Here is an 18,709-nt window from a genome sequence, read left to right on the forward strand (position 1 = left end):
CCCACACGTCCGGGACCGCTCACCCGGGCCGCTCGGCGCACCGCTGCACCACTTCCGTCCCCGCCTCGAAGGACTGACCTCCATGACGGACCAGCCCCAGAACTCCGCACCCGCGTCCGCACCAGCGCAGGACCGGACCGTTCCGCAGGTTCCCGGGGCCGGACCGGTCCGTCCGGTGCCGCGCGCCCCGCTCGCCGAGCTGTTCGCTGCCCGGGTGGCCCGCAGCCCGGAGGCGCCCGCCGTGACGGACGGCCGGCGGACCTGGTCCTACCGCGACACCGACGCCTGGGCCAACCGCCTCGCGCACGAGCTGATCGCGCAGGGGGTGGGGCCGGAGCGCACGGTGGCGCTGGTGCTGCCGCGTTCGGTCGAACTGATCGTGGCGGAGCTCGCGGTGGCCAAGGCCGGCGGCGCCTTCCTGCCGGTCGACCCGGCGTACCCCGCCGAGCGCCGGGAGCTGCTGCTGACCGACGCGGCCCCCGCGGTGGTCCTCGACGACCCGGCCCGGATCCGCCGCGCCAACGGCGCGGACCACGCCCCGCGGGACACCGACCGGCTCGCCCCGCTGCACCCGGAGCACCCGGCCTACGTCATCTACACCTCCGGCTCGACCGGCGTCCCCAAGGGCGTGGTGGTGGCCCACACCGGGCTGGGCGCCTTCACCGCCGCGGCGCAGGAACGGTACGCCGTCGGGCCGGGCGACCGGGTGCTGCAGTTCTCCTCGCCCAGCTTCGACGCCGCCGTCCTGGAGCTGTGCATCTCCCTGCTGTCGGGCGCCACCCTCGTCATCCCGCCGGACGGCCCGTGGCTGGGTGACGAACTCGCCGAGGTGCTGCGGGGCCACCGGATCAGCCATGCCCTGATCCCGCCGGCCGCGCTCGGCACACTGCCCGGCCCGGCGGACGGCAATCCGCTGCCCGACCTGCGCACCCTGATCGTGGGGGCCGAGGCCTGCCCGGCCGAGCTGGCCGACCGCTGGGCGGCGGGGCGGCGGCTGATCAACTCGTACGGCCCCACCGAGGCCACGGTGGTCGCCTCCTGGACCGGACCGCTGGCCGTCGGCGCCGGCACCCCCTCCATCGGCCGGGCACTGCCCCGGACCCAGGTCCACCTACTCGACGCGGCGATGCGGCCGGTGCCCACCGAAACCGCCGGCGAGCTGTACGTCGGCGGCGAGGGCGTGGCCCGCGGCTACCTCGGCCGCCCCGGCCTGACCGCCGCCCGCTTCGTGGCCGATCCGTACGGGCCGCCCGGTAGCAGGCTCTACCGCACCGGCGACCTGGCGCGCCGGAACGCCGACGGCGAGCTGGAGTTCCTCGGGCGGACCGACCACCAGGTCAAGATCCGCGGCTTCCGCGTCGAACTCGGCGAGATCGAGGCGGCGTTGGCGGCCCAGGACGGTGTCGGCGAGGCCGTCGTCGTGGTGCGCGAGGACGAGCCGGGCCGGCAGCGGCTGGTGGGCTACGTCACGGCCGGCGACCCGGCCCGGCCCCCGCAGCCCGGGACGCTGCGCACGGCGGTCGCCCGCACCCTGCCGGCCCATATGGTCCCGTCCGCCGTCGTGGTCCTGGACGCCCTCCCGCTCACTGCCCACCACAAGGTCGACCGGCGCGCGCTGCCCGCACCCGGCCCGCTCCAGAGCACCGCCCACACCCCGCCCCGGACGCCCGCCGAGCGGACCGTCGCCGCCATCTGGTCCGATGTGCTGGGCGTCCGGCCCGTCGGCGCCGACGACGACTTCTTCGCCCTCGGGGGCGACTCCGTCGTGGCCGTACGGGTGCTCTCCCGCATCCGGGAGGAGCGGGCGGTCCGGCTGACCGTCCGGGACCTGTTCACCGCCCGTACGGTGGCCGGGCTGGCCGCCCTCCTCGACGCGGCGGAAACCCACGATCCGTCAGGGCCGATCACCGCGGCCCCGCGCAGGGGCCCGCTGCCGCTCTCCCGCGCACAGCAGCGCCTGTGGTTCCTCGACGACCTCACCCCCGGCGGCACCGAGTACCACACCGGGGTGGGACTGCGGCTGCGCGGCCCGCTGGACACCGGTGCGCTCGGCCGCGCCCTGGACCGGCTCGCCGCCCGCCACGACGCGCTGCGCACCACGTTCACGACGGTCGACGGGCGCGTGGTGCAGCGGGTGAACGGCCCTGCCGCCCTGCCGCTCGACACCGCCGACCTGAGCACCCTGCCGGCCGACGAGCGGCCCGAAGAGGTCGAGCGCCTCCTCACCGAAGAGCTGCAGCGTGCCTACGATCTGGACCGGGGCCCGCTCACCCGGGCCCTGCTGATCCGGCTCGACGAGGACGAGCACCGGCTACTTCTGGCCCAGCACCACATCGTCACCGACGGCTGGTCGGTCGGCCTCCTCGTCCGCGAACTGGCCGCGCTCTACGCCGCGGAGACCGAGGGGACCCCCGACGGCCTCCCCGAACCCGCCCTGCAATACCCGGACTTCGCGCTCTGGGAGCACGGCCGGCCGGCCCCGGAGCGGCAGGCCGACGACCTCGCGTACTGGAAGCGGCAACTGGCCGGCCTGCCACAGCTGGACCTGCCCACCGACCGGCCCCGGCCGCCGGTGCGCACCACCGCGGGTGCGGCCCACCGGCACGAACTGCCCGCCGACCTCACCGACCGGCTGTCCCGGCTCGCCCGGGCCAAGGGCACCACCCTGTTCACCCTGTTCTCCGGGGCGGCCGCGGTCCTGTTCTCCCGCTACACGGGACAACGGGACATCGCCTTCGGCACCGTCACCAACGGCCGTGACCGCCGGGAGCTGGAGGAGGTGGCCGGCTTCTTCGTGAACACGGTGGTGCTGCGCAGCGACGTCGACGGCGCCGCCACCGTGGACCGCTTCCTGGACACCATGCGCACGACGCTGCTGGACGCCTTCGCCCACGACGGGGTGCCGTTCGACCGGGTCGTGGAGGAACTCGCGCCGCCCCGCGATCCCAGCCGTACCCCGCTGGTGCAGGTCCTCGTGGTCCAGCAGACCGCCATGGTGCCGCCCGGGCGGGCCGCCGGCGTCCGGATCGACGAGCACCCGCTGCCGCGCCCGGCGGCCCGCTTCGATGTGGTGCTGGAGTTCCTGCCGCGAGCCGACGGGTCGTTCGGGCTGACCGTCGAGTACAACACCGACCTGTTCGACGCCCCGACCGTGGCCCGGCTCGCCCGGCATCTGCACCTCCTGCTGGCGGGCATGGCCGACGGCCCGCACCGGACCGTGGCCGAACTCCCGCTGCTCACCGACGACGAGCGGCGCACCATGCTCGACGCCTGGAACACCCCGCAGGCGCCCGGCTCCGCCACGACGCTGCCGGCGCTCTTCGAGGAGCAGACCGCCCGTACCCCCGACCGCACCGCCGTGGTCTGCGGCGACACCCGGCTTGACTACGACGAGGTGAACCGGCGCGCCAACCGGCTGGCCCGGCTGCTGGCCGCCCGCGGAATCGGCCCCGAGTCCCTGGTCGCCCTGGCCCTGCCGCGCTCCGCCGACCTGGTCACCGTCCTGTGGGCGGTGCTCAAGGCGGGCGCCGGCTACCTCCCGGTGGACCCCGGCTACCCGGCCGACCGCATCCGCTTCATGCTCGCCGACGCCCGCCCGGCCGTGGTCCTCACCACCCGCGGGACGGCCGGCTGCCTGCCCGAGGACACCGAGGCAGTCGTACTGGACGAACCCGGCACCGCCGACGCGCTCGCCGCCCTCCCCGCGCACGACCTGACCGACGCCGAACGGGTCCGCCCGCTGGACCCCGGCCACCCCGCGTACGTCATCTACACCTCCGGCTCCACCGGCCGGCCCAAGGGCGTGGTGGTCACCCACCGCAGCGTGGCCGACCTGGCGGCCTGGGCGGGGGAGCGGTTCGGCCCGCAGCGGCTGGCGCACGTGGTGGCCTCCACCTCGCTCAACTTCGACGTGTCGGTCTTCGAACTGCTCTGCCCGCTGCTCTCCGGCGGCAGCATCGACGTGGTGCCCGACCTGCCGGCCCTCGCCGAGCAGCCGGACGGCGCTCCCCGGCAGGCCGGGCTGATCAGCGGGGTGCCCTCGGTGCTCTCCCGGATGCTCACCGAGGACGCCGCCGTACGGGCCGGCACCGTGGTCCTGGCCGGCGAGGCGCTGCCCGCGCAGACCGTACGGGAGATCCGCCGGACCATGCCGTCCTGCGAGATCGCCAACATCTACGGTCCGACCGAGGCCACCGTGTACGCCACGGCGTGGTTCGCCGGCGACGGCACCCCCGAGCAGGCACCGCCGATCGGCCGGCCGGTCGCCCGGACCCGCGCCTACGTCCTCGACGCCCGGCTGCGTCCCCAGCCCCCGGGCGTGACCGGCGAGTTGTACCTCGGCGGCGACGGGCTGGCCCGGGGCTACCTCCGGCGGCCCGGACTCACCGCCGCCCGGTTCGTCGCCGACCCGTTCGCCGGGCCGGGCAGCCGGATGTACCGCACCGGTGACCTGGTGCGGTGGACCGCCGACGGCGAGCTGGAGTACCTGGGCCGGGTCGACCACCAGGTCAAGGTGCGGGGCTTCCGCATCGAACTCGGCGAGGTCGAGGAGGCGCTGCTGGTCTGCGAGAACGTCGCGCAGGCCGCCGCCACCACCCGGGAGGGCGACGGCCACAAGCGGCTGATCGGCTATGTCGTCCCCGCGCCCGGAACGGAGGCCGACCCGGAGGCGATCCGCCGCGCGCTCGGCCGCCGGCTGCCCGACTACATGGTGCCCGCCGCGGTCGTCGTCCTGACGGCGATGCCGCTCAACCCCAACGGCAAGCTGGACCGCGACCGGCTGCCCGCCCCGGACTGGTCCGCCGAGGCCACCACCGACTACGTGGCCCCGCGCACCGCCACCGAGCGGGCCCTGGCCGCGGTCTGGGCCGAGGTGCTGCGGGTGGAACGGGTCGGCGTCGACGACAACTTCTTCACGCTGGGCGGCGACTCGATCCTCAGCATCCAGGTGGTCGCCCAGGCGCGGCAGGCCGGTCTGGCCGTGACCTCGCGCGATGTCTACCGGCACCAGACGGTCGGCGCGCTCGCCCAGTGCCTGGACGCCGCCGACCGCCCCGCCGAGCCCGCCCGCGCCGACGAGGCCGCCACTGGCACCGCTCCGCTCACCCCGATCCAGCACTGGCTCTTCGAGGCCGACGCCGAGCGGGCCGGCCACTTCGGACAGACACTCTCCGTCGAACTCACCGGAGAATGCGACCCGTTGGCGCTGGAACAGGCCCTGCGGGACGTGGTCGCCCACCACGACGCGCTCCGGTCGCGCTTCGACCGCGACGACGACGGCCGGTGGCGGCAGCACATCGACGCCGGGCCGCCCCACCTCGTCCTGCACCGGCACACCGGGCCCGACGACGACACACCTCACCTGGGCCCGTTCGACCTCGCGCGGGGGCCGCTGCTGCGCGCCGTCCTGCACGACCGCGCCGACGGCCGCCCCGCCGTCCTCCACCTGACCGTCCACCACCTGGTCGTCGACGGCGTCTCCTGGCGCCTGCTGCTGGCGGACCTGGACCGCGCCTACCGGGCCCGTCGCGGTGACGAAACCGCCGCCCTGCCGCCGAAGTCCACCCCGCTGCGCCACTGGGCGCGACGGCTGACCGACCACGCGGACGCCGGCGGCTTCGACGACGAGGCGGGCCACTGGACCGCCCTGGCCGGCAGCTGCGACCCGGAGCTCCCGACCGACCTCGACGGCCCCAACACCTACGCCTCGGCCCGCTCGGTGACCGTCCGCCTCCCCGCGAGAACCACCGCCGTCCTGCTGCACGCCCTCCCCGCCGCCTACCGCACCCAGGTCAACGACGTGCTGCTGAGCGCGCTGGCCCGGGTGCTGCACGACTGGACCGGCCGCGAGCGGACCCCGGTGGACCTGGAGGGCCACGGCCGCGAGGAGCTCTTCGAGGACGTCGACCTCAGCCGTACGGTCGGCTGGTTCACCACCCGCTACCCCGTCGCCCTCTCCGTGGCACCGGACGCGGACTGGGGCGCCGTGCTGAAGTCCGTCAAGGAACAACTGCGCGCGGTGCCCCGCCGCGGCCTCGGCCACGGCGTGCACCGCCATCTGCGCCGTCCGGCCGGCCTGCCCGACGCACCGACCGCCGGCCTCAGCTTCAACTACCTGGGCCAGTTCGGCCTGCCCGACGGCGCCGGCGGCCTCTACCGCGGCCTGCACCGCGGGCTGGCGCTGGACGCCGACCCCGCCGCGGCACGGCCGCACGCGCTGGAGGTCGTCGGCCGACTCGACGGCGATGCCATGGAGTTCACCTGGTTCTACTCGGCGAACCTGCACCACGAGGAGACCGTCGCCCACCTCGCCGGGCGGTTCGCCGGGGCGCTGGAGGAGATCGCCCGGCACGGCGCCCGGCCCGGGGCCGGCGGACGCACCCCGTCGGACTTCCCGCTGGCCGGCCTCGACCAGGCCACCGTGGACCGGCTGGTGGGGAACGGCGGGACCGTCGAGGACATCCACCCGCTCACCCCCACCCAGGCCGGCATGCTCTTCCACCGGCTGTCCCAGGACGACCAGGGCGTCTACCACCAGCAGCTCACCTTCGTGCTGGACGGCGTGCCCGACCCACAGGCGCTGGCCGCGGCCTGGCAGCGGGTGACCGACCGCACCACCGTGCTGCGCGGCCGGGTCGTCTGGCACGACGTGCCCGAGCCGCTGTTCGTCGTCGAACGCCGTGCCGAGGTGCCGGTCACCCACCTGGACTGGCGCGGCCTCACGGACGACGAACGGCAGCAGCGGCTGCGGGAGTTGCAGGACCGGGACCGTCGGCGCGGCATCGACCTGGACACCGCCCCGCTGCAGCGGCTGACCCTGGCCCGGCTGTCCGCCACCGAAGTGCAGGTCGTGTGGTCCTTCCACCACCTGGTACTGGACGGCTGGAGCCTGTTCCAGGTGCTGTCCGACGTCTTCCGCAGCCACGCGCTGCTGCGGGACCCGGCCACCGGCGACGGCGGCACCCCGACGGACGCCGGCCTGCCCGCGCGCCGGCCGTTCCGCGACTACGTCGCCTGGCTGCGCGACCGCGACCGCACCGAGGCCGAACGGCACTGGCAGACCCGCCTCGCCGGGCTCACCGAACCCACCGCGCTGCCCTACGACCGCGAACCCACCGAGACCCACCGCGCGGAGTCCTCCGAAGCGGTGCGGGTCACCCTGTCCGCCGCCACCTCCCGGCGCCTGGACGACCTGGCCCGCGGCTCCGGCCTGACCGTCAACACCCTCGTCCAGGCCGCCTGGGCGCTGCTGCTGGCCCGCCAGACCGGACGGCCGGACGTCGTCTTCGGCACCACCGTCTCCGGCCGGCCGCCCGAGCTGCCCGGCGTCGAGGCGATGAACGGCCTGTTCATCGCGACCGTACCGACCCGGCTGACGGTGCCCGCCGACGGCACCGTGCGGGACTGGCTGCGCCGGGTGCAGGAGATCCAGACCGACGACCGGCGCTTCGACCATGTACCGCTGGCCCGGCTCAAGGCCTTCACCGAACTGCCCGAACGGGCCCGGCTGTTCGACAGCATCGTGGTGTTCGAGAACTATCCCGTAGGTGACGACCTCGCCGCCGCGCACGGCCTGCGGCTGACCGGCCTCGACGGCATCGAGACCACCAACTACCCGCTCAGCCTCGTCGCCTACCCCGGCCCCGAGCTGGCCCTGCGGCTCGGCTACGACCCGGAGCTGTTCGACGCCGCCACCGTCGAGCGGATGGCCGAGTACCTCACCGTCCTGCTCGCGGAGATGGCCGCCGACGGCGGGCGGCCGCCCGCCCGGCTGCCGGTCCTCGGCGCCGCCCGCCGCCGGCAGGTGCTGGAGGAGTGGAACGACACCGCCACCGCCCTCCCCGAGGACACCGTCGCCGGGATGTTCGCCGCCCAGGTCCGGCGCACCCCCGACGCCATCGCCCTGGACGCCGGCGACCAGACCCTGACCTACCGCCAACTCGACGCGCGCGCAGCGGAGTTGAGCCACCGGCTGACCGCCCTCGGCGTCCGCCCCGAACACCCCGTCGCCGTCCTCATGGACCGCTCGGCCGCCCTCGTCATCGCCCAGCTCGCGCTCGCCGGAACCGGCGGCGTGTACGTCCCGCTGGACGGCCGCGCGCCCGAGCAGCGGCTGCGGCAGGTGCTGGCGGAGAGCAGCGCGGACCTCGTCCTCACCGACACCGCCTGGCAGGGCACGGCCGCGGCGGTGGCACCCGGCGGGCGCACCCTGCTGGTGACCGATGAAGCGGCCGACCCCGCCTTGGCCGGCGCCCGCACACCCGACGTCCACCCGGACCACGTGCTCCAGCTGATGTTCACCTCCGGCTCCACCGGGCGGCCCAAGGGCGTCGCGGTGCGCCACCGGGACGTCGTGGCGCTCGCCTCGGACCGCGCCTTCGCCGGACACGACCGGGTCCTGCTGCACTCCCCGCAGGCCTTCGACGCCGCCACCTACGAACTGTGGGTGCCGCTGCTGCGCGGCGGCCGCGCGGTCCTGGCACCGCCCGCTGACGTGGACGCCACCACCGTCCGGCGGGCCATCGCCGAGCAGGGGGTCACCTGCCTCTGGCTGACCGCCGGGCTGTTCCGGCTGCTGGCCCAGGAGGACCCCGGCTGCCTGCGCGGCGCCCGGGAGGTGTGGACCGGGGGAGAGGCCGTACCGGGCGGGGCCGTGCGCCGCGTCCTCGCCGCCTGCCCCGGCCTCACCGTGGTCGACGGCTACGGACCCACCGAGACGACGACCTTCGCCACCCGGCGGGCCTTCCGCGCCGGTGACCCGCTGCCCGCCACCCTCCCCATCGGACGCCCGCTGGACAACACCCGGGTCTACGTCCTCGACGGCGCGCTGCAGCCCCAGCCGCCGGGCATCCCCGGCGAGCTGTACCTCGCCGGGGCCGGACTCGCCCGCGGCTACCACGGCCGGCCCGGCGCCACCGCGGAACGCTACCTCGCCGACCCCTTCGGCCCGCCCGGCAGCCGGATGTACCGCACCGGCGACCTGGTGCGCTGGAGCCCGGACGGCGAACTGCACTTCGTCGGACGGGCCGACGACCAGATCAAGATCCGCGGCTTCCGCGTCGAACCGGCCGAGATCGCCGACCGGCTCACCCGCCACGAGGCCGTCGCCGAGGCGGTGGTGGCCGTCCCCGCGGACGGCGGCCGCAAACGCCTGGTCGCCTACCTCGTGCCCGCCGCGGGCGCGAGCGTGCCCCCGGCGGACGAGCTGCGCGCCTCGCTCGCCGCCGAACTGCCCGACTACATGGTCCCGGCCGCCTTCGTCACCCTGGACGCCCTGCCGCTCACCGCCAACGGCAAGGTCGACCACCGCCGGCTGCCCACCCCTGACTGGTCCACGGCCGGTGCCGGGGAACACGTGGCGCCGCGCACCGAGACCGAGCGGATCCTCGCCGGGATCTGGCGCACCCTGCTGGGCGTGGACCGGGTCGGTGTCGAGGACAACTTCTTCACCCTGGGCGGCGATTCGATCCTCAGCATCCAGGTCGTCTCGCGCGCCCGGAAGGCGGGCCTGACCCTCACGCCCCGGGACGTGTTCCGGCACCCGACCGTCGCGGCCCTGGCGGCCGCCACCGGTTCCGCCGCGCCCGTCACCGGCACCGGCCCGGTCGACGGGGACGTCGACCTCACCCCCATCCAGCACTGGTTCCTCGACGCCGACCCGCAGCGCCCCGGGTACTTCAACCAGTCCGTCCTCATCGAACTGGCCGAGGACCCCGACCCGCGGGCGCTGGAGACGGCGCTGCAGGCGCTGTGGCGCCACCACGACGCGCTGCGGACCCGCTTCGACCGGCGTGCGGACGGAACCTGGCACCAGCACTGCCCCGGCCCGGACGTGACGGAGCCGGAGCTGCTGCGGAGCCACCGGCTGACCGGGCACACCGCAAAGGAGTGCACCGCCGAGACCGACGCGGCCATGGCGGAGGCCCACGCCGGCTTCCGGCTCGCGGACGGTCCGCTGCTCGCCGCCCGGCTCTTCACCGGCGCCCCCGCCCTGCCACCCCGGCTCTTCCTGACGGTGCATCACCTCGTGGTCGACGGAGTCTCCTGGCGGGTCCTGCTGGAGGACCTGGAGACCGCCTACCGCCAGGCACGCGCCGGAGAGCCGGTCCGCCTGCCCGCCCGCACCACCTCCGTACAGGAGTGGGCCCGGCGGCTGCGGGCCCACACCGAAGCCGGCGGATTCACCGGCGAGAGTGCCCACTGGAACGCGGTCGCCGAGCACTGCGCGGCCCCGCTGCCGGTCGACGCCGACGGCGGCAACACCGTCGCCGACCTGCGCTCGGTCACCGTCCGCCTGGACCCGCGGCAGACCGCCGACCTGCTGCACAAGGTGCCCGGCGTCTATCGCACCCGGATCAACGACGTCCTGCTCACCGCGCTCGGCCGGGTGCTGGCCGACTGGACCGGCCGTCGCACCGTCGCCATCGGCCTGGAGGGCCACGGCCGCGAGGACCACCTCTTCGACGGCGTGGACCTGTCCCGCACGGTCGGCTGGTTCACCAGCCTGTTCCCGGTCGCCCTCGACGTGCCGGCCGGCGGCTGGGCCGAGGCGCTCAAGTCGGTCAAGGAGCAGCTGCGCGCCGTACCCGGCCGGGGCCTCGGCCACGGCGCGCTGCGCCACCTCACGCCCACCGCCGGGATCGCCGACGCGCCCCTGCCGCCGATCAGCTTCAACTACCTGGGCCGGTTCGACTGGACCGCCGACGGCGACGGGCTGATCCGCGGCGTACGCGGCGGACTCGACGGCGCCGCCGCACCCGAGTCCGTACGGCCGCACCTGCTCGACGTCGTGGGCCGGGTCGAGGACGGCAGCCTGGAACTCACCTGGCACTACAGCCGCGGCGTGCACCGCGAGGAGACGGTCACCGCCCTGGCCGAGGGCATGCGCACCGCGCTGACGGAGCTCGTCGCGCACTGCGCCGCCCCGGACGCCGGCGGCCGCACCCCCTCCGACTTCCCGCTGGCCCGCCTCGACCAGGCGGCCGTGGACCGGATCGTGGCGGACGGCCGCACCGTGGAGGACGTCTACCCGCTCACCCCGATGCAGGCCGGCATGCTCTTCCACGGCCTGATGGACCCGTCCTCCGAGGCGTACTTCAACCAGGTCCAGCTGCTGCTGACCGGCGTCACCGACCCCGCCGCACTGGCCACGGCCTGGCAGCAGACCGCCGACGCCAACCCCATGCTCCGCACCCGCCTGGTGTGGCAGGAGACCCCCGAACCGCTGCAGATCGTGCAGACCCGGGCCACCGTCCCCGTCACCCACCACGACTGGACCGGCCGGAGCGCCGAGCGGTGCGAGGAGGCCCTGACCGCCCTGCTCGCCGCGGACCGGGCGGCCGGCCTCGACCTGACCACCGCGCCCCTCATGCGGCTGACCCTGATCAGGCTCTCCGCCGACCAGGTACGCCTCGTGTGGACCTTCCACCACATCCTCCTCGACGGCTGGAGCGCGGCCCAGGTCGTCGACGAGGTCTTCGAGCGGTACGCCGCGCTCACCGCCGGCCGCCGCCCCGAGGTACCCTCGCGCGCCCCGTTCGCCGGCTACCTGCGCTGGCTGGCGGAGCAGGACGACACCGACGCCGAGCAGTACTGGCGCCGCACACTGGCCGGCTTCACCGCACCCACCGAACTGCCCCGCGACCGCACGCCGTTGGAGGCCCACCGCAGCGCGTCCTCCGACACCGTCCACCTCACGCTGGACGCCGCACACTCCGCACGGCTGCGGGAGACCGCGCAGCGGGCCGGCCTCACCATGAACACCGTGCTCCAGGGCGCCTGGGGCCTGCTGCTCGGCCGCTACGGCAACACCGACGACGTGGTCTTCGGCAGCACCGTCTCCGGTCGGCCCGCCGACCTGCCCGGCGTGGAATCCATGGTCGGCGTGTTCATCAACACCCTGCCGACCCGGGTGCGGATCGACGCCGAGCGCCCGCTGCTGGACTGGCTGCGCGAGGTGCAAAGCGCCCAGTCCGAGTCCCGCCGGCACGACTTCGTCTCCCTCGCCCAACTGCAGAACTGGAGCGAACTCCCCGGCGGGGTCGGCCTGTTCGACAGCATCGTGGTCTTCGAGAACTACCCCTTCGACCGCGACGCCCTCGCCCGGCACGGCCTGCGGGTGGCGGAACAAGGCGAACTGGAGCCGACCAGCTACCCGCTCAGCGTGGTCGTCGCCCCCGGCGAGCGCCTCACCATCGCCCTGGACTACGACCCGGCCGTCTTCGACGCCACCACCATCGAGCGGCTCGGCGGCTGCCTGCGCGTGCTGCTCACCGAAATGGCCGCCGACCCGGACCGCCGGCTCGCGGACCTGCCGCTGCTCACCGCGGAGGAGAGCGCGCGCCTCCTCGACCGGTCCGGCACACCGGCCGCCGCGCCGCCGCACCGCGTACTGCCGGAGGTCTTCGAGGAGCAGGCGGCCCGCACCCCCGACACCCCGGCCGTCGTCGCCGGGACCGAACGCCTCACCTACCGGGAACTCAACGCCCGCGCCAACCGGCTGGCGCGGCTGCTGATCGCCTCGGGCGCCGGCCCGGAACGGTTCGTCGCCCTCGCGCTGCCCCGCACCGCCGACCTGGTCGTGGCCCTGCTGGCCGTCCTCAAGAGCGGCGCCGGCTACCTGCCGGTCGACCCCGGCTACCCGGCCGAGCGGATCTCCTTCCTCTTCGACGACGTCCGCCCGGACATCCTGCTGACCACCACCGACCTCGGCGCCCGCCTGCCCGACGGGCCCACCGTCCGCCTCGCCCTGGACGACCCCGGGCTGGCCGGACGCCTCGCCGCGCGGTCCGCCGCCGACCCCGCGGACGCCGAGCGGACCGGTGCGCTGCTGCCCGCCCACCCCGCCTACGTCATCCACACCTCGGGCTCGACCGGCACCCCCAAGGGCGTCGTCGTCACCCACGGATCGGTGGTGGCCCTGGCCGACTGGGCGGCGGACGCGTTCGGCAGCCGGGGCCTGGCCCACGTCGTCGCCTCGACCTCGCTCAACTTCGACGTCTCGGTCTTCGAACTGCTCTGCCCGCTGCTCTGCGGCGGCTGCATCGACCTGGTGCCGGACCTGCTGGCACTGGCCGAACGCACCGAGCCCTGGACCGCGAGCCTGCTCAGCGCCGTCCCCTCCGCCCTCGGCCGGCTGCTCGCCGAGGACACCGTCCACGTCACGGCGGACACCGTGGTCCTCGCCGGCGAAGGACTCGCCGCCCGCACCGTCCGCGACGTCCGCGCCGCCGTCCCCGGCTGCACGGTCGCCAACATCTACGGCCCCACCGAGGCCACCGTCTACGCCACCGCCTGGACCTGCGACCCCGCCGACCCGGAGCGCACCCCGCCCATCGGCAGCCCCGTCGGCGGCGCCCGCGCCTACGTCCTCGACGCCCGGCTCCGGCCGGTACCCCCCGGCGTACCCGGCGAGCTCTACCTCGCCGGCACCGGCGTGGCCCGCGGCTACTTCGCCCGGCCCGGCCTGACCGCCCGCCGGTTCCTCCCGGACCCGTACGGTCCCGCGGGCACCCGGATGTACCGCACCGGCGACCTCGTACGCCGGGACGCCGACGGCCAGTTGGTGTACCTGGGCCGGACCGACGACCAGGTCAAGGTGCGCGGCTTCCGGATCGAACTCGGCGAGGTCGAGGCCGCGCTGACCCGCCACCCCGACGTGGCCGAGGCCGCCGCCCGGGTCGTCGAGACCGACGGCCACAAGCGCCTGGTCGGCTACGCGGTCGGCCGGGGCGCGGCCCGCCCCGACCCCGCCGCCGTACGAGCCTTCCTCGCCGCGCGCCTGCCCGACCACCTGGTCCCCGCGGTCGTCGTCCCCCTGGACCGGCTGCCGCTGGGCGCCACCGGCAAGCTCGACCGGCGCGCCCTGCCCGCGCCCGACTGGACCGCCCCCACCGGCGGCCAGGTGGCCCCGCGCACCGACACCGAACGGACGCTGGCCGCCATCTGGTCCCAGGTGCTGGGCGTGGAGACGGTCGGCGTGGAGGACAACTACTTCACCCTCGGCGGCGACTCGATCCTCAGCATCCAGATCGTCTCCGCGGCCCGCCGCGCCGGCCTCGACCTGGCACCCCGGCACCTGTTCGTCCACCAGACCGTCGCCGCGCTGGCCGCCGCCGTCGGGCACCTGCCGGCCCCGGCGACCGGCACCGACCGGGGCCCGGTGGTGGGCGAGGTGCCGCTCACCCCCGTCCAGCACTGGCTGTTCGAGACCCTGCCCGGCACCGCGGCACACTTCACCCAGTCGCTCTCCTACGAACTCGCCGCCGACACCGACGAGGACGCGCTGCGCACCGCGCTGGCCGCGGTGCTGGAGCACCACGACGCGCTGCGCTCCCGGTACGAAACGGCCGGCGACGGCCGGTGGCGGCAGCACACCGCGGCCCCCGGCGCGGCCCCCGCCCTGGAGGTCCGTGACCTGCCCGGCCGGGACCCGAAGGACCGGGCCGCGGCGCTGCGCACCCTGTCCGGTGAGCTCTGCGCGGGCTTCGACCTGGCCCACGGGCCGCTGCTGAAGACCGTGCTGTGCCGCCCGGCCGACGACGAGGAGGCCCGCCCGGTGCTGCTGCTGGCCGCCCACCACCTGGTCGTGGACGCGGTGTCCTGGCGCATCCTGCTGGAGGACCTCGACACCGCCTACCGCGCGGTGCGGGCCGGGGGCCGGGCCGAGCTCGGGCCCCGCACGACCTCCTTCCGCGACTGGGCACAGCGGCTCCGGGACCACACCGCGGCCGGCGGCTTCGACGACGAACTCCCGTACTGGACACGGGAGCACGCGCCGTCCTCCCTGCCCACCGACCGCACCGGCCGCAACACCGCCGCCTCCGAGGACACCGTCACCGTCCGCCTGGAGGCCGAGGAGACCCGCAGGCTGCTCCAGGACGTCCCCGACGCCTACCGGACCCGGATCAACGACGTCCTGCTGTGCGCCCTGGGCCGGGTACTGGCCCGCTGGACCGGGCACGACCGGGTACTGGTCGGGCTGGAGGGCCACGGCCGCGAGGAGATCTTCGACGACGTCGACCTGTCCCGCACCGTCGGCTGGTTCACCACCATGTTCCCGGTCGCGCTGGACGTGCCGCCGGGCGCCGGGCTCGGCACCGCGCTGAAGTCGGTGAAGGAGGGCCTGCGGGCACTGCCCCGGCACGGCCTTGGCCACGGCGCCCTGCGCCACCTCCGCACCCCCGCCGCCCCGGGCCTCCCGGCCGCCCCGCAGATCGGCTTCAACTACCTCGGCCAGCAGGACTGGCACGCCTCCGCGGGGGACGGCCTGCTGCACGCACCGTACGGCCCGCTGGAGGGCGGGATGGACCCGGCGGCCGAACGGCCCCAGCTGATCGACGTGGTCGGCCGGGTGGCCGACAAACGGCTGGAGTTCACCTGGTCGTACTCGACCGAGCGGCATCTGCGCGCGACCGTGGCCCGGCTTGCCGAGGAGACGGCCGCCGAACTGCGGGAGATCGTCCGGCACTGCGCCGAACCGGGCGCCGGCGGCCGCACCCCCTCCGATTTCCCGCTGGCCCGCCTCGACCAGGACACCGTCGACCGGCTGGTCGGCAACGGCCGGGACGTCACCGACCTCTACCCGCTGACCCCCACCCAGACCGGCATGGTCTTCCACGGCCTCGACGCCCCGGAGGAGGGCCTCTACGTCGAACAGGCCACCTTCGTCGTCGACGGCGTCCGCAACCCCCGATTGCTGGCCGCCGCCTGGCAGCACGTCGTCGACCGCACCCCCGTTCTGCGCACCGCGGTGCTGCTGCACGCGGCGCCCGCCCCGCTGCAGGCCGTGCACCGCTCGGTCATCCTGCCGGTGACCGAGCTGGACTGGAGCGACCTGCCGCCGGTCGAGCGGGCGGCCGCGCTGGAGAAGCTGCTCGCCGAGGACCGGGCCCGCGGCATGGCCCTGGACCGGCCGCCGCTGCTGCGGCTCACCCTGATCCGGCTCGCCCCGGCCGAGGTACGGGTCGTGTGGACCTTCCACCACGTCCTGCTCGACGGCTGGAGCGTCTTCCAGGTGCTCGCCGACGTCTTCGCCTGCCACGCCGCGCTCGCCGCCGGCACCGAGCCCCGGCTGCCGGACCGCAGACCGTTCGCGGACCACGTCGGCTGGCTCGCCGCCCAGGACCCGGCCCCGGCCGAGGCGCACTGGCGCCGGGCACTGGCCGGACTCACCGCCCCCACCCCGCTGCCCTACGACCGCCGCCCGGCCCCCGGCGCCGCCACCCGCTCCGGCACCTGGCTGACCCTCGACCTCGACGAGGAACGCACCGCCGCGCTCCAGGACTTCGCCCGGCGCCACCACCTCACCCTCAACACCGTCGTCCAGGGCGCCTGGGGCCTGCTGCTGTCCCGCTGGAGCGGGGAGCGGGACGTCTGCTTCGGCTCGACGGTCTCCGGCCGGCCCGCCGACCTGCCCGGTGCCGACGCCATCCCGGGCCTGTTCATCACCACCCTGCCGGTACGCCTCGACGTCACCGGCGACGCACCCCCGGCCGAGTGGCTGCGCGGCGTCCAGACCGCCCAGGCCGACGCCCGCGGCTTCGAACACGTCGCCCTCGCCGACCTGCACGCCTGGAGTGAACTGCCCGCCGGCACCGCGCTGTTCGACAGCCTGGTGGTCTTCGAGAACTACCCGATCACCACCACCGCCGCCACCGCACACGGTCTGCAAGTACGCGAGCTGCACGCACTGGAGGCCACCAACTACCCACTGACCGTGGTGGTGTCGCCCGGCCCCCGGCTGACCGTCGAACTCGGCTACGACCCCCGGTACTTCGAGGAGGGCACCGCCGGGTCCCTGGCCGGCCAACTCGTGCACACCCTCGGCGCGCTCGCGCAGCCCGGCGCGGCGACGTCCCTGAACGGGATCGACGTGCTGCCGCCGGAGGAGCGCGCCCGGCTGACCGGCCGGCCCGACGCTGAGGCGGTCCGGCCGGCCACCCTTGCCGCGCTGGTCGAGGCGGCGGTGGACCGCCGGCCCACCGCGCCCGCGCTGGAGGGCCCCGAACTACGGCTCACCTTCGCCGAGTTGGAGGACCGCGCCAACCGGCTCGCGCACCGGCTGATCGCCCGCGGAACCGGCCCCGGCGACCTCGTCGCCCTGGTACTGCCCAGATCGGCCGACATGGTCGTCGCCCAACTGGCCACCGCCAAGGCGGGCGCCGCCTACCTGCCCGTGGACCCCGGCTACCCGGACGAGCGGATCGCCCTGATGCTGCGCGACGCGGCGCCCGCCGTCACCCTGCGGACCGCGGACGTCCGGGACCTCCTGGCCGCCGGTGCGGACGGCACCCCGTCCCACCGCCCCACCGACCACGACCGGACCCGTCCGCTCGACCTCGACGACCCCGCCTACGTCATCTACACCTCAGGGTCCACCGGAACCCCCAAGGGCGTGATCGTCACCCATCGCGGACTGGCCGCGTTCGCCGCCGCCGAGGCCGACCACTACCAGGTCCGCCCCGGTGACCGCGTACTGGCCTTCGCCACCCCCAGCTTCGACGCGTCCGTACTGGAGCTGTGCATGGCCCTGCCGGCCGGCGCCTGCCTGGTGGTACCGCCGCCCGGCCCGCTGCTCGGTGCGCAACTCGCCGACGTCCTGCGCACCGCCCGCATCACCCACACCCTGCTGCCGCCCGCCGCGCTCGCCACCGTGCCGCCGGACACTCCCGGCACCCTGCCGGACCTGCGCACCCTCATCGTCGGCGCGGACACCTGCGGCGCCGATCTGGCCGCCCGCTGGGCCCCGCACCACCGGATGATCAACTCCTACGGGCCCACCGAGACCACCGTCGTCGCCACCTGGTCCGACCCGCTGCGGGCCGACGGCGGCCCACCCCCCATCGGGCGCCCGCTGCCGGCCACCGGGGTGTACGTCCTCGACGCCCGGCTACGGCCGGTCGCCGACGGAGTCCCCGGGGAACTGTGGATCAGCGGCCCCTCCCTGGCCCGCGGCTACCTGGGCCGCCCCGGCCTGACCGCCGCCCGCTTCCTCGCCGACCCCTACGGCCCGCCGGGCAGCCGTATGTACCGCACCGGAGACCTGGTGCGGCGCGACGCCCACGGCGACCTCCACCACCTCGGCCGCACCGACCACCAGATCAAGCTGCGCGGCCACCGCATCGAGGCGGGCGAGGTCGAGGCCGCGCTCGCCCGTCACCCGGCCGTCCGCGACGCCGTGGTGACCGTACGGGAGGACGAGCCCGGACAGCCGCGGCTGGTGGCCCATCTGCTCGCCGCACCCGGGGCCGACGTCCCGACCGGGCCGGAACTACGGGCGTTCGCCGCCCGCACACTGCCCGCCCCCATGGTCCCCGCGGCCTACGCCGTCCTGGAGCGCTTCCCGCTCACCGAGAACGGCAAGACCGACCGCGCCGCCCTGCCCGCGCCGGAACCCGAACCGGACGGCCCCGCCGCGCACACCGCCCCGCGCACCCCCACCGAGGAAGTCCTCGCGGACATCTGGTCCCAGGTCCTGGAGACGGCCGTGGGCGCCGAGGACGACTTCTTCGCCCTCGGCGGTGACTCGCTGCGCAGCCTGCACATCGCGGCCCGCGCCAACGAGACCTTCGGCGTGGCCCTGACCCCCCGGGACGTCCTGGCCTCCCGCACCGTCGCCGCCCTCGCGGAACTGGTGGAGGAGCACGTCCTGCGCGAACTCGAAGACGCCGCCCGCGGCGACCACGACCCCGACGAACGGTGAGGACCG

At 75.5% G+C, this 18,709-nt stretch carries 1 protein-coding gene; it reads left to right on the plus strand.

The window, feature by feature from the left end; translation table 11 throughout:
* Positions 1-82 precede the first annotated feature (82 nt).
* Entirely contained in the window at positions 83-18,703 is an 18,621-nt protein-coding gene (locus AB0G35_RS12935; RefSeq protein WP_360947773.1) for a non-ribosomal peptide synthase/polyketide synthase, read from the plus strand.
* Positions 18,704-18,709: the final 6 nt, after the last annotated feature.

The sequence above is a fragment of the Streptomyces sp. NPDC021749 genome, from assembly GCF_040640655.1.
GTDB lineage: Bacteria > Actinomycetota > Actinomycetes > Streptomycetales > Streptomycetaceae > Streptomyces.